Origin of the sequence: Kineococcus xinjiangensis, assembly GCF_002934625.1 — a bacterium.
Lineage (GTDB): Bacteria > Actinomycetota > Actinomycetes > Actinomycetales > Kineococcaceae > Kineococcus_A > Kineococcus_A xinjiangensis.
Map to the genome: position 1 here is coordinate 92,236 of NZ_PTJD01000010.1, position 12,647 is coordinate 104,882.

Consider the following 12,647-nt stretch of genomic DNA (forward strand, 5'->3'; position numbering starts at 1 on the left):
ATCACGCTAGGTCGGGGCCGGACGCGCGCGCTTCTCGATTCCTGACCGGTCTGGTGACCTGCTTCGCCACGCACGCGGGCATCCCCGCCGTGGCGCGCCCGGCCTCGCGGCGGTAGGTGCTGGGGGGCACCCCGACCAGTTCCCGGAACCGGGTGCTGAACGTGCCCAGGGACGAGCAGCCCACCGCGAAGCAGACCTCGGTCACGCTGAGGTCGCCCCTGCGCAGCAGGGCCATCGCCCGCTCGATGCGCCGCGTCATGAGGTAGCCGTACGGCGACTCGCCGTAGGCCAGCCGGAACTGCCGGCTCAGGTGCCCGGCGGACATGTTCACGCCGCGGGCCAGCGCCTCGACGTCCAGCGGCTGGGCGTGGTCGCGGTCGATCCGGTCGCGGACGCGGCGCAGGAGCGCGAGGTCGCGCAGGTGCTGCTCCGCGGCGCCGGTCCGGCTGCTCACCCGGGCGATCGTGCCACGTCGTCCCCCGCCGCGGTGGGGTTCCGGACGCCCGGGTGCGGCCCGCCGAGCCGCACCTCCCGCGCCGGCGCGGGAGGTGGCCGGGCGCACCGGTGGCGGCGGGCGCGGCACTAGCCTGCGCCCGTGGCGACACCTCCTCCTGCCCGGGCCGGCCGGCTCGACGTCGCGGTCCTCGGCGCCGGACGGGTCGGGCCGGTCCTCGGCGCGGCCCTGCGCGGGGCCGGGCACCGCGTCGTCGGCGTCCACGCCCGCAGCGCCGCCGCGGCCGAGCGCGTCGCGGCCCTCCTGCCCGACGTCCCCCTGGTGACGGCGGAGCAGACCACCCGCGCCGACCTCGTGCTGCTCGCGGTGCCCGACGACGCCCTGGCCCGGGTGGTGGCCGACCTCGCGGCCGCCGGTGCCTGGCGGGCGGGGCAGCTGGTCGTGCACACCAGCGGCCGCGCCGGGACCTCCGTGCTCGCCCCGGCCGCGGCCGCCGGTGCCCTGCCGCTCGCGCTGCACCCGGCGATGACCTTCACCGGCACCAGCCTGGACCTGCCCCGGCTGGCCTCGGCGTGCTTCGCCGTCACCGCCCCGCCCGTCCTGCTGCCCGTCGCGCAGGCGCTCGTCCACGAGTGCGGGGCCACCCCCGTCGTGGTCGCGGAGGAGGAGCGCCCGCTCTACCACGCGGCGCTGGCCCACGGGGCGAACCACCTCGTCACCCTCGTCGCCCAGGCCGCGGAGGCGCTGCGACCGGCGCTGGCGGGAGCGGACGGGGAGGTGGACGGCGAGACCGTCGCCCGGGTGCTGCGCCCGCTGCTGCAGGCCGCCCTGGACAACGCCCTCGCCAGCGGGGACGCCGCCCTGACCGGCCCGGTGGCGCGCGGTGACGCCGGCACCGTCGCCGGGCACCTGGCGGTCCTGCGCGAGCGGGGCGGCACCGGCACGGCCGCCGTCTACGCGCAGGCGGCGGAGGCGGCCCTCGGGCGCGCGGCGGAGTCGGGCAGGCTGGCCCCCGCGGCCGCAGCGGCCGTCCGGGCCGCGCTGGGTGCGCGGCGGGAACTCGGGGCGCCGTCCGGCGCGGGGGAGAGGAGCAGCGGGTGAGCGACCTCGTCGTGGCGCGCACGCGGGCCGAGCTGGACGCGGCGCGGGCCGAGCTGGAGGGACCGGTCGCGGTCGTCATGACGATGGGGGCGCTGCACCGCGGGCACGCCAGCCTCGTGCGGGCGGCGCGCGAGCGCGCCCGCAGCGTGCTCGTGACCGTCTTCCTGAACCCGCTGCAGTTCGGGCGGGGCGAGGACCTCGCGCGCTACCCGCGCACCCTCGACGACGACCTGCGCCTGTGCCGGGAGGAGGGCGTGGACGCCGTCTTCGCACCGGGCCCCGACGTCGTCTACCCCGACGGCGAGCCGGGCATCCGGGTCTCCGCGGGGGACCTGGGTGCGGTCCTGGAGGGGGCGAGCCGGCCGGGGCACTTCGACGGGGTGCTCACCGTCGTGTGCAAGCTCCTGCAGCTCACCCGCGCCGACCAGGCCTACTTCGGGCAGAAGGACGCCCAGCAGCTGCTGCTGGTGCGCCGGATGGTCCGCGACCTCGACCTGCCCGTCGAGGTGGTCGCCGTGCCCACCGTCCGCGAGGCCGACGGGCTGGCCCTGTCCAGCCGCAACACCTACCTGACCCCGTTCGACCGGGAGGTCGCGCTCGCGCTCAGCAGGAGCCTGCGGGCCGGTGCGGAGGTGGCCGCCGAAGGTCCCAGCGCGGTGCGCCGCGCCGCCCGCGACGTGCTGCGGGCGGAACCGGGCGCCCGGGTGGACTACCTCGTGCTGGTGGACCCGGTGACCCTGGAGGACGTGCCGGAGCACCACCGGGGGGAGGCGCTGCTGGCGGTGGCGGCGAAGGTGGGCTCCACCCGGCTCATCGACAACGTGCCGCTCGTCATCGGCAGCGCCTGAGCCCCGGGCCGACCGCCCGCCTGCGGTCGGTGGGCTGACAGCCCGCCTGCGGGCAGCGGCCGCCGCGCCGCCCGGACGCCCGCCCCGCCCGGCGCGTCTCGTCCTGCCCGCAGGCCTGCTGTCACGCCGACCGCCCGCCGTCACGGGGCCCCGTCCGCACGCGGATAGCCTTGCCGGGTGAGCCAGGAGAACCGCGAGGAACCCACCGCCGCGCACGGGGCGGACGCCGACCAGCACCTGCCGGAGCAGGACGCCGGTGCGGACCTGCCCGAGCAGGTCAGGGTCCGGCGGGAGAAGCGCCAGCGGATGCTGGACGCCGGCGAGGAGCCCTACCCCGTCGCCGTGGGCCGCACCCACTCCCTGGCCGCGGTGCGCGAGCAGTACGACGGGCGGCTGCAGGCGGGGGAGGAGACCGACGACGTCGTCGGCGTCGCCGGGCGCGTCGTGTTCGCCCGCGGAACCGGCAAGCTGGCGTTCGCGACCCTGCAGGAGGGGGACGGCACCCGCCTGCAGGTGATGGTGTCGCTGGCCGGGGTGGGGGCCGAGGCGCTGGAGCGCTGGAAGTCGGACGCGGACCTCGGCGACATCGTCTTCGTCCGGGGCCGGGTGGTCTGCAGCAAGCGCGGCGAGCTGTCCGTGATGGCCGAGGAGTGGGCGATGGCGGCGAAGGCGCTGCGCCCGCTGCCGGTGCTGCACAAGGAGATGTCGGAGGAGACCCGCGTCCGCCAGCGGTACGTGGACCTCATCGTGCGCGAGGACGCCCGGCGCACGGTCCGGGCGCGCGCGGCGGTGGTGCGGTCCCTGCGGAACACGCTGGACGGGAGGGGCTTCCTCGAGGTCGAGACCCCGATGCTGCAGACGCAGCCGGGCGGGGCGGCGGCTCGCCCGTTCGTGACGCACTCCAACGCCTTCGACATCGACCTGTTCCTGCGGATCGCACCGGAGCTGTTCCTCAAGCGCTGCGTCGTGGGCGGTATCGAGCGGGTCTTCGAGATCAACCGCAACTTCCGCAACGAGGGCTCCGATTCCACGCACTCCCCGGAGTTCGCGATGCTGGAGGCGTACGAGGCCTACGGCGACTACGACAGCATCGGCACCCTGACCCGGGAACTCGTGCAGGAGGCCGCCCGCAGCGCGTTCGGTTCTGCCGTGGTGACCCTCGCCGACGGCTCGGAGTACGACCTCGGCGGGGAATGGGCGCAGATCTCGATGTATCCGTCGCTGTCGGAGTCGCTGGGGGAGGAGATCACCCCCGCGACCGACGTGGCGGACCTGCGGCGGATCGCCGCAGGTCTCGACATTTCCGTGGACGAGGCCCGGTGGGGTCACGGGAAGCTCGTCGAGGAACTGTGGGAGAACCGGGTGGCGCACACGCTGCACGCGCCGACCTTCGTGCGGGATTTCCCGGTGGAAACGTCGCCGCTGACCCGCGCGCACCGCAGCGTCGAAGGTGTCGTGGAGAAGTGGGACCTCTACGTCCGCGGTTTCGAGCTCGCCACCGGGTATTCCGAGCTGGTCGATCCCGTGGTGCAGCGCGAGCGCTTCGAGGCGCAGGCGCGGCTGGGCGCCCTCGGTGACGAGGAGGCCATGCGCGTCGACGAGGACTTCCTGCAGGCGCAGGAGTACGGAATGCCCCCCGCCGGTGGGATGGGCATGGGCATCGACCGGTTGCTGATGGCGCTGACCGGCCTCGGGATCCGGGAGACCATCCTGTTCCCGCTGGTGAAGCCGCGCTGACCGGGGCCGCGGGGCTTTCCGCGGCGGGCTGCGGCTGACGTACGCTGGGAGCGTGGACGTCGTTTCAGCCCTGCTGCCTCCCGTGGGGGTCCTGCTCCTCTTCATCGTGGTGATCCGCGCCTTCATCCAGGGGGATCGTCGTGAACGGGCGGCGCTGGCCCGGATGGAGAAAGAGCGACGCGATTCGCCTGATGAAGGCGACGCGCCTCGCTGAGACTTTTGACAATGCCGGCGGAAATCACCATCATTTGCGTCGACAGGTCTTTTCGCGGGTCTTGCGCCCGCTGGTGCGGAGATGGAGAGCCCGATGGCGCAGAAGGTTCAGGTCCTGCTCGTGGACGACATCGACGGCGGTGAGGCGGCGGAGACCGTCACCTTCTCCCTCGACGGCGTCACCTACGAGATCGACCTGTCCGAGGAGCACGCCAGCGCGCTGCGCGACGCCTTCGCGCCGTGGGTGGGGCACGCCCGCAGAGTGGGGGGGCGCGGCGGGGGCACCCGTCGCGCGGCCGCCCCGCCGAAGCAGCGCACCTCCTCGGGGGGCTCCGAGGGGCCCGACACCGGCGCCGTGCGGGCCTGGGCGCGGGAGAACGGCTACACCGTGAGCGACCGTGGCCGCATCTCCGCCGAGATCGTCAAGGCGTACCAGGACGCGCAGGGCTGAGCGCAGGCACCGCGGCGGCCGGTCCCCTCGGGGGCCGGCCGCCGCTGCACGTCCGGGGGCGCCGCGTAGGGTGAGGGCGTGCGGACCCACGAGGCGGTGCTGCGCCGCATCGAGGCGGACCTGGCCCGCGGGGAGTTGCGCATCGGTGGGCGACTGCCGCCGGAGCGGACGCTCGCCGAGCAGCTCGGGGTGAGCCGCGCGTCGGTGCGGGAGGCCATCCGCGTCCTGGAGGCGATGGGCGTCGTCCGCTCGTCCGTGGGTTCCGGCCCCGAGGCGGGCACCGTGGTGGTGGGCGACCCGGCGGCTCCGCTCTCGGCGGCCCTGCGCCTGCACCTGGGCACCCGCGCGCTGCCGATCCACGACCTCGTCGAGGCGCGGGTGCTGCTGGAGACCTGGGCCGTCGCGACGGCGGCGGAGGCCCCCGAGCGCGCCGCGGCGGACCTGGCGCGTGCCGAGGAGCTGCTGGTCGCCATGGACGACGAGGCACTCCCTCCGGAGCGCTTCCACTACCTCGACGCGGAGTTCCACGTCGCACTCGCCGCCGCAGCGGGCAACGTCCTCGTGACGGCCGTGATGGTCGCCCTGCGCGAGGCCGTGCACGGGTACGTGATGGCGGCGGTGCCCGCCCTGCCGGACTGGCCGGGAACGGCGCGGCGCCTGCGCGGTGAGCACCGGGAGCTCGTGCGGGCCGTGCGCGCCGGTGAGGCCGGCCCGGCCGCCTCGGCGGTGCGCGCCCACATCGAGGGCTTCACCGCCGAGGCCGGCCTGGTCGTCGTCCCCGGCTAGTGCTCCGCCGGGCCCGGCCGGGTGTGCTGGTGCTGTTCCGCTCCCCGGCGTGAGCGGGATCGGCGCCTCAGCCGCCGGTGACGATGTTCTCCACGTGGACACCGCGGGTGTCACGGCCCATGCCGAGGTAGAGCCACCCACCCTCCTCCGCGGGTGCGGTGACGGGGTGGGAGAGGCGGACGGTGCAGACCACGCCGATGGAGGTGGCGACCAGGGGCGCCGCCTCGCTCGGCTCCGCTGCGGCGCAGCCCTCGGCGGAGACGACGCCTGCGCGCATGCGGGAGAGGGTGGGGTCGAGCAGGATGCTGGCCGCCGCGCGGCCGGTGTGGGCGCGGACCAGGTCGGGGCGGCCGGCGACCCAGGCCCGGAGCGTGCAGTGGACGGCGTGCTCGGGGGTGGTGCCGACCGGGCGGGTGGTGCAGCCGGCGACGGCGGAGGGGGCGCTCACCACGGCGCCGGCGCGGGGGGTCCAGGTGATGTGACCGTGCTGGAAGTCGGAGCGCTTGCCGCCGGGGACGTCGTACTCGTCGCTGGTGGGGAAGCCCAGGGGGCCGGTCTCCCAGCCGCTCCTGCCCCACGCGTCGCGGATGGCGCCCTTGACCAGGTGGGCCCCGGTGGCGGGGGACCAGTGCAGGGAGCCGCCCTGGAAGGCGCTGTAGGCACCGCCGGAGCGCATGGTGGAGTACTCGATGCTGGTCGGGAAGCCGAGGGGGCCGTTCTCCCAGCCGAGCCGGCCCCAGTGCTCGCGGATCGCGCCGTGGACCTCCTGCGCGCCGGTGGCCGGCGACCAGTAGACGGAACCGCCCTCGAAGACGACGTAGGCGCCGCGGCCGTTCGGGGTGCGGATCTCACCGGTCAGCGGGCGGCCGAGGAAACCGTCCGCGCCGCCCAGCATCCGGTGGTGCTCACCGATCGCGCCCCCCACCCCGACGGTGGCGGACGGGGCGGGGACGGTGGGGGTGGCCGGCGTCGCAGCAACCGGGGCGGTGCCGGCGGAGGCGGCGGGGGTGGCGAGCAGGCCCAGGGCCGCGCAGAGCACGCCGAGGGCGAGGAGGGGACGACGCACGGGGATCTCCGATCCAGGTGAAGGGTCAAGGGGGCACCCTGAGCACACGCGGTAGGCCGTGTGGGGGAACCACCACGTGTAGGACGCGTTGCGGGCACGATCGGTTGGCGCGCGGACCCCACGGGTTCCGGAGACCTCGCGGCGGGGCACTACCGCACCCGGGACCGGCGGTCGCCGGCTTCGACACCGGGTCATCCTTCCGTCGTCAGCCCCGCACCGTCGGTCGCGGTGATCTCCGTCCTGCGGCGGCGGGCGAGGCACCCCTCGGCCGATGCCCGCCCCTGCCTCCTCCCGCGAAGCTCCTCGCAGTCGTCACGAGGAGGACACATGATCGAGGCAGTCGGCCTCCGCAAGGTGTACGGGAGGAAGGTCGCCGTCGACGACCTCTCCTTCACCGTGCGCCCGGGCATCGTCACCGGCTTCCTGGGCCCCAACGGCTCCGGCAAGTCCACCACCATGCGGATGATCCTCGGGCTGGACCGGCCGAGCGCCGGCCGCGTGCTCGTGGACGGCATCCCCTACGCCCAGCACCGCAACCCCCTGGGTGCGGTCGGCGCCCTGCTGGACGCCAAGGCCGTGCACACCGGCCGGTCCGCCTTCCGCCACCTCCAGGCCGTCGCCGCCACCGCCGGCATCCCCGCCTCCCGGGTCGGCGAGGTCATCGACATGGTGGGCCTGCGGGAGGTCGCCAGGAAGCGCGCCGGGGGTTTCTCCCTCGGCATGGGGCAGCGCCTGGGCATCGCCTCCGCGCTGCTGGCCGACCCCTCGACCGTCATGTTCGACGAGCCCGTCAACGGCCTCGACCCCGACGGCATCCTCTGGATCCGCAACCTGATGAAGCACCTGGCCTCCGAGGGCCGTGCGGTGTTCGTCAGCTCCCACCTCATGAGCGAGATGGCGCTGACCGCCGACCACCTCGTGGTCATCGGCCGTGGCCGCCTCATCGCCGACGAGCCGGTGCAGGCCTTCATCGACCGCACCCGCCCGCGCGGGGTGACCGTGCGCTCCCCGCAGGTGGAGCAGTTGCGGGAGCTCGTCTCCGCCGGGGGCGGGCGGATCGCGCCGGCCGCCGACGGGGCGTTCGACGTGCAGGGCCTCAGCCCTCAGCAGATCGGCGACGCGGCGGCGCGCGCGGGCGTGGCGCTGCACGAGCTGACGCCGCAGCGGGCGTCGCTGGAGGAGGCGTTCATGGAGCTGACCGCGGACTCGGTGGAGTACCAGGCGCACGGCGCGCCGGAGCCCGCAGCCTGGGCGCCGCCGGTGCAGAACTCCCCCCAGCAGGAGACGGCCCAGCAGAAGGTGGCCCAGGAGGTGGCCCGATGAGCACGACGACCCTGAGCAAGGCCGAGCGCCCGCAGTACCGCGCGCCGGAGCACCGCCTGACCTTCGCGGGTCAGCTGCGCTCGGAGTGGATCAAGTTCTGGAGCGTCCGCTCCATCGTCTGGACGATGGTCGCCTCCGCTGTCGTGACCGTCGGGCTCGGGGCGGCGTTCGCGGCGCTCACCGCGAGCTTCATGCCCAGCGGCGAGGCCTCGGAGGTCCGGGGCATGGAGGGCTTCGGCCTGACGGTCTCCATGGGCGGCGCGCAGTTCGCGACCCTCGTCATCGCGGCGGTCGGTGTGATCGTCATCGCCGGCGAGTACTCCACGGGCATGATCCGCACCTCGTTCACGGCGGCCCCGGGGCGCGTCTCCGTCCTCCTCGCCAAGGCCGTCGTCCTGGCCCTCGCCGTCACCCTGGTGCTCGGTGCGGCGGTCTTCGCGGCCTTCTTCCTCGGCCAGGCGCTGCTGTCCGCCACGGACCTCGACGACGGCATCGGGGACCCCGACGTCCTGCGGCTGCTCGTCGGCAACGTGGTCGTCCTCGTCGGCGTCGCCCTCGCCGGGCTGGGGCTCGGCGCCCTCATGCGCAACACGGCCGGGGCGATCTGCACGATGGTGGCGCTGCTGTTCGTGCTGCCGATCATCTTGATGCTGCCGATCCTGCCCGACTTCCCCGGCAAGGACGCGCTCACCGACTACAACTTCGCCAGCACGATGACGGCGCTGACCACGCCCGAGGCGATGGGACCGCAGGCCCTGTCGGTCACCACGAGCGCCGTCGCCTTCGCGGTGTGGGTGCTCGCCTTCCTCGCCGCCGGCGCCCTGGTGCTCAAGCGCCGCGACGTCTGAGGCGCCGCGCACGACGAGGGCCCGCTCCCCCGGGGGAGCGGGCCCTCGCCTGCGTCTCGGGCGGGTCAGCCCACGAGCACGACCGCCAGCGTGCGGGGGCCGTGCACGCCCTCCACGCGGTCCAGTTCGATGTCGCTCGTCGCGCTGGGGCCGCTGATCCACGTCAGCGGCCGGGTCCCGTCGAGCCGGGCGACGGCCTCGGGCACCGTCTGCACGACCTGGTCGGCGTGGACGAGGACGAGGTGGCGGTCCGGAACGAGGGAGATCATCCGCCGGCCCTGGTCACCGGAACCGTCGAGGACGACCGTCCCCGTCTCGGCGATGCCCACGGCGCATCCGGTGAGCACCGCGTCCACGGCGTCGACGTCCTCCGGCGTCAGGGAGCCGTCGTCGGTGGTGATGCGCACCTGCCCGCTGGAGAGCCACTCCACCCCGAAGTCGGGGGGCACCACGACGTGGGAGGCGCCCCACTGCGCGAGGACGTCGCTGACGGTCTCGGGGATCGCGTCGGGGTCGCAGCGCAGGACCGTGGCCTTGTAGTCCTCCACGCGCTCGACGAACAGCTCCAGGACCGCCTCGGAGCCGGGGGCGTGCTCGCCGGTGCTGCGGTACTCCCGGGGTGCCTGGCCCGGCTCGTGCCCCTTCGTGGCCTCCAGGGCGGCGCGGATCGTCGCCAGCACCTCGTCGCGGGCGGTGCTGCCCCCGCCGGCGTCCTGCGGGTCGGTGCTGCTCACGTGCGGTCCTCCTCCTCGTGGGTGCGTGCCCACCACTGCCGGAAGGTCTCCTTCGGCGGCGCCGGGGCGTCACGGCTGCGCATCCAGCCCGACAGGGGCGGGGGTGCGCTGGTGATGCGGCCATCCTTCCCGGCGAGGAGGCGACCCGCACCCAGAGCGCGCTCGGCGAGCCCGAAGCGCTTCTCGCCGCTCATCACCCACGAGGCGGCGGCCATCGCGGCGGCCTCCGCGCTGGGCGGGAGGTGCCGCTCGTGGCGGTCGGCGGCCTCGGTCTCCACGGCGCGCGCGCGCAGGTGGACGAGGAGCTGCGGGATGTCGATCTTGACGGGGCAGGCGTCGAAGCAGGCGCCGCAGAGGCTGGAGGCGTAGGGGAGCGAGGCGTTGGGGTCGGAGTGGTTGCCCATGCCGGTCAGCTGCGGGGTGAGCACGGCGCCGATGGGGCCGGGGTAGGTGGAGCCGTAGGCGTGCCCGCCGGCCCGCTCGTAGACGGGGCAGACGTTGAGGCAGGCGCTGCACCGGATGCAGTGCAGGGCGGCGCGGCCCACCTCGTCGGCCAGTGCGCGGGTGCGGCCGGCGTCGAGGAGGACGAGGTGGAACTCCTGCGGGCCGTCGCCGGGGGTGACGCCGGTCCACATGGAGGTGTACGGGTTCATCCGCTCACCGGTGGAGGAGCGCGGCAGGAGCTGCAGGAACACCTCGAGGTCCCGCCAGGTGGGCACGAGCTTCTCGATGCCCATGACGGTGATGAGGGTCTGCGGCAGCGTCAGGCACATGCGGCCGTTGCCCTCGGACTCCACGACGGTGAGGGCGCCCGTCTCGGCGACGCCGAAGTTGGCGCCGGAGACGGCGACGCGGGCGGAGAGGAACTTCGCCCGCAGGTGGGCGCGGGCCGCCATCGCCAGTTCCCGCGGGGAGTCGGTGATGCCGGGGTCGATGCCGGGCATGGTGCGGCGGAAGATCTCGCGGATCTCGGCGCGGTTGCGGTGGATGGCGGGGACGAGGATGTGGCTGGGGCGGTCGCCGCCGAGCTGGACGATGAGCTCGGCGAGGTCGGTCTCGACCGCCTCGATGCCCTCGGCCTCCAGGTGCTCGTTGAGGCCGATCTCCTGGGTGGCCATCGACTTCACCTTGACGACCTCGCGGCTGCCGGTGGCGCGCACGAGGTCGGTGACGATGCGGTTGGCCTCCGCGGCGTCTCGCGCCCAGTGGACGGTCCCACCGCGTGCGGTGACGTTCTCCTCCAGCTGCACCAGCAGTTCGGGCAGCCGCGCCATGACGTCCGCCTTGATGGCGCTGCCGGCGTCGCGCAGCTGCTCCCAGTCGGGCACCTCGTCGACGACGGCGGCGCGCTTGCCGCGGATGGTGCGGGTGGCGTGGCCGAGGTTGGCGCGCAGCTGGGTGTCGGCCAGGGCGGTGCGGGCGGCCTTGGGGAAGGTGGTGCTCCCGCGCAGGGGGCCGGCCTCCGGGGTCGCGCCCGCGCGGCGGGGGATTCCGAGGAACGTGCTCATCGGGCTGCGGCCTCCTCGGCCGGGGTGGCGCCGTCCTCGGTGGCGGCGAGGATCTCGGCGAGGTGGACGGTGCGGGTGCCGACCCGCATGCGGGAGAGGCCGCCGCCGATGTGCAGCAGGCAGGAGGAGTCGGAGGCGGCGCAGATCTCCGCGCCGGTGCGGGCGACGTTGCTGAGCTTGTCGGCCAGCATCGCGGTGGAGGTGTCGGCGTTCTTCAGGGCGAACGTGCCGCCGAAGCCGCAGCAGGACTCGGCCTCGGGGAGTTCCTCCAGGCGCAGGCCGCGGACGTTGCGCAGCAGTTCCAGGGGCTTGTCGCCGACCCGCAGCATCCGCAGGGAGTGGCAGGTGGGGTGGTAGGTGACCCGGTGCGGGAAGTAGGCGCCGACGTCGGTGACGCCGAGGACGTCGACGAGGAACTCGGACAGCTCGTAGGTGCGGGCGGCGACGGCCTCGGCGCGGCGGGCGAGGTCCTCGTCGCCGGCGCGGCGGGCGACCATGGCGTGCTGGTGGCGCACGGAGCCGACGCAGGAGCCGGAGGGGGCCACGACGGCGTCGGCGTCGGCCAGCGCCCGCTCGAACACCTCGACGTGGTGGCGCACGACCGGTGCGGCGTCCTTGAGGTAGCCGGTGTTGGTGTGCATCTGGCCGCAGCAGGTCTGGGCGGCGGGGAAGGTCACCTCGTGGCCGAGGCGCTCCAGCAGCGCGACGGTGGCCTTGGCGGGCCCGGGGGTGAGGGCGTCGGCGAGGCAGGTGACGAAGAGGGCGATGCGCATGGCGCTCCAGCGGCGGCGGTGGGCGGGAGGTGTGGTCTGACCACAGTATGCGCCGAGCGGCGCGGTGGTCGCCACCCCTTCCTCGCACCTGCCTCCCCGGCCACGGAAAGGACCCTTTCCGTGGCTGGAGGACTGCTCCGGACCACGGAGAGGGTCCTTTCCGGGAGAGAGGGGGCGGGGCTCAGGTCCGGGCGCGCGCCTCGACGGCGACGAGCCCCAGGACGACGATGCCCACCGCGGGCAGCCCGAGCGGCGGCAGCATCCACGCCATCAGCACGACGAAGCCGACGGCCAGCGCCGTCAGCAGCGAGCCGACCGGATCCGCCGCCGAGCGGTGGGCGGCGCGCGCCACGAGGAGGCGCCACGACGCTCCCGGCGCCCACGCCGCGGCGGCGCGCAGGGCGACCACGACCGCGGCGACGGCCAGGACGGCCATCACCCACCGCAGGACCCCGCCGCCGGGCAGCGCCGTCGTCGAGGCGAGCAGCGCGTTCGAGCCGAGCACCGCCAGCAGCAGCACGAGCGCTCCCGAGACGAGCCAGGACCCGCGCGTGGCGGCCACCGCGTCGCGGAGCATCAGGCGCGTGCCCGAGGCCTCGCCGGCGACGTGGTGGCGCAGGTGCCGGGTGCCCGCGGCGACGGCCGGCAGCGCCGTCACGAGCGGCAGCGCGAGCACCCCCACCACCACGCCGGTCAGCAGGCACTCCGCGAACAGCTCGAACCCGTTCTGCAACGAGGTGGGCTTCGAGGCGGCGCGGCGCGGTGCCGGTGCGGGGGAGGGGGTGCTCGACGGAGCGCTCATGGT

14 protein-coding genes are annotated in these 12,647 nt (G+C 74.9%); 8 read left to right on the forward strand and 6 right to left on the reverse strand.

Annotated elements, in window-relative coordinates; translation table 11 throughout:
* Position 1: 1 nt before the first annotated feature.
* A complete protein-coding gene (locus CLV92_RS14280; protein ID WP_104433711.1) occupies positions 2 to 454 on the reverse strand; it encodes a helix-turn-helix transcriptional regulator in 453 nt (150 codons plus the stop codon).
* A 141-nt stretch (positions 455 to 595) separates the two neighbouring features.
* Between CLV92_RS14280 and CLV92_RS14285 the strand changes: the two genes are divergently transcribed.
* From CLV92_RS14285 to CLV92_RS14305, 6 genes are all read left to right on the forward strand, one after another.
* Positions 596 to 1,555 carry a Rossmann-like and DUF2520 domain-containing protein gene (locus CLV92_RS14285; RefSeq protein ID WP_104433713.1) on the forward strand — a complete coding sequence of 320 codons (960 nt, stop codon included), beginning with the start codon at positions 596 to 598 and terminating at the stop codon, positions 1,553 to 1,555.
* Positions 1,552 to 2,403 carry a pantoate--beta-alanine ligase gene (panC, locus tag CLV92_RS14290; RefSeq protein ID WP_104433715.1) on the forward strand — a complete coding sequence of 284 codons (852 nt, stop codon included), beginning with the start codon at positions 1,552 to 1,554 and terminating at the stop codon, positions 2,401 to 2,403. Before CLV92_RS14285 ends, panC begins: the two co-directional genes overlap by 4 nt.
* Positions 2,404 to 2,640: 237 nt before the next feature.
* Complete coding sequence (gene lysS / locus CLV92_RS14295) at positions 2,641 to 4,140, forward strand: lysine--tRNA ligase (RefSeq protein WP_342762345.1); 1,500 nt, start codon at positions 2,641 to 2,643, stop codon at positions 4,138 to 4,140.
* Between the two features lie 52 nt (positions 4,141 to 4,192).
* Positions 4,193 to 4,354, forward strand: coding sequence for a hypothetical protein (locus CLV92_RS21785; protein ID WP_170112760.1), 162 nt, complete (start codon positions 4,193 to 4,195; stop codon positions 4,352 to 4,354).
* A 93-nt stretch (positions 4,355 to 4,447) separates the two neighbouring features.
* Complete coding sequence (locus tag CLV92_RS14300; RefSeq protein ID WP_104433719.1) at positions 4,448 to 4,804, forward strand: histone-like nucleoid-structuring protein Lsr2; 357 nt, start codon at positions 4,448 to 4,450, stop codon at positions 4,802 to 4,804.
* Between the two features lie 78 nt (positions 4,805 to 4,882).
* Complete coding sequence (locus CLV92_RS14305) at positions 4,883 to 5,590, forward strand: FadR/GntR family transcriptional regulator (protein ID WP_104433721.1); 708 nt, start codon at positions 4,883 to 4,885, stop codon at positions 5,588 to 5,590.
* 67 nt (positions 5,591 to 5,657) lie between these two features.
* Here CLV92_RS14305 and CLV92_RS14310 read toward each other — a convergent pair whose 3' ends face one another.
* Complete coding sequence (locus CLV92_RS14310) at positions 5,658 to 6,656, reverse strand: LGFP repeat-containing protein (RefSeq protein WP_104433723.1); 999 nt, start codon at positions 6,654 to 6,656, stop codon at positions 5,658 to 5,660.
* A 327-nt stretch (positions 6,657 to 6,983) separates the two neighbouring features.
* Here CLV92_RS14310 and CLV92_RS14315 point away from each other — a divergent pair, with 327 nt between their 5' ends.
* Entirely contained in the window at positions 6,984 to 7,979 is a 996-nt protein-coding gene (locus CLV92_RS14315; protein WP_104433725.1) for an ABC transporter ATP-binding protein, read from the forward strand.
* Positions 7,976 to 8,827, forward strand: a complete 852-nt coding sequence (locus CLV92_RS14320) for an ABC transporter permease subunit (protein WP_104433727.1) — start codon at positions 7,976 to 7,978, stop codon at positions 8,825 to 8,827. Before CLV92_RS14315 ends, CLV92_RS14320 begins: the two co-directional genes overlap by 4 nt.
* 65 nt (positions 8,828 to 8,892) lie before the next feature.
* Here the strand turns inward: CLV92_RS14320 and CLV92_RS14325 are convergent, their stop codons facing one another.
* The 4 genes from CLV92_RS14325 to CLV92_RS14340 all read right to left on the reverse strand — a co-directional run bounded on the left by CLV92_RS14325 (position 8,893) and on the right by CLV92_RS14340 (position 12,644).
* Positions 8,893 to 9,561 (reverse strand): LutC/YkgG family protein, encoded by a 669-nt coding sequence (locus CLV92_RS14325; RefSeq protein WP_104433728.1) that lies wholly within the window; start codon positions 9,559 to 9,561, stop codon positions 8,893 to 8,895.
* Positions 9,558 to 11,069 (reverse strand): LutB/LldF family L-lactate oxidation iron-sulfur protein, encoded by a 1,512-nt coding sequence (locus CLV92_RS14330; RefSeq protein ID WP_104433730.1) that lies wholly within the window; start codon positions 11,067 to 11,069, stop codon positions 9,558 to 9,560. The genes CLV92_RS14325 and CLV92_RS14330 overlap by 4 nt, the downstream gene beginning before the upstream one ends.
* Positions 11,066 to 11,842: a (Fe-S)-binding protein gene (locus CLV92_RS14335; RefSeq protein ID WP_104433732.1), complete on the reverse strand. Its 777-nt coding sequence runs from the start codon at positions 11,840 to 11,842 to the stop codon at positions 11,066 to 11,068. Before CLV92_RS14335 ends, CLV92_RS14330 begins: the two co-directional genes overlap by 4 nt.
* A gap of 181 nt (positions 11,843 to 12,023) precedes the next feature.
* The gene (locus CLV92_RS14340; RefSeq protein ID WP_104433734.1) at positions 12,024 to 12,644 is read right to left on the reverse strand and encodes a hypothetical protein; all 621 of its coding nucleotides are present in this window, start codon (positions 12,642 to 12,644) and stop codon (positions 12,024 to 12,026) included.
* Between the last annotated feature and the right edge of the window lie 3 nt (positions 12,645 to 12,647).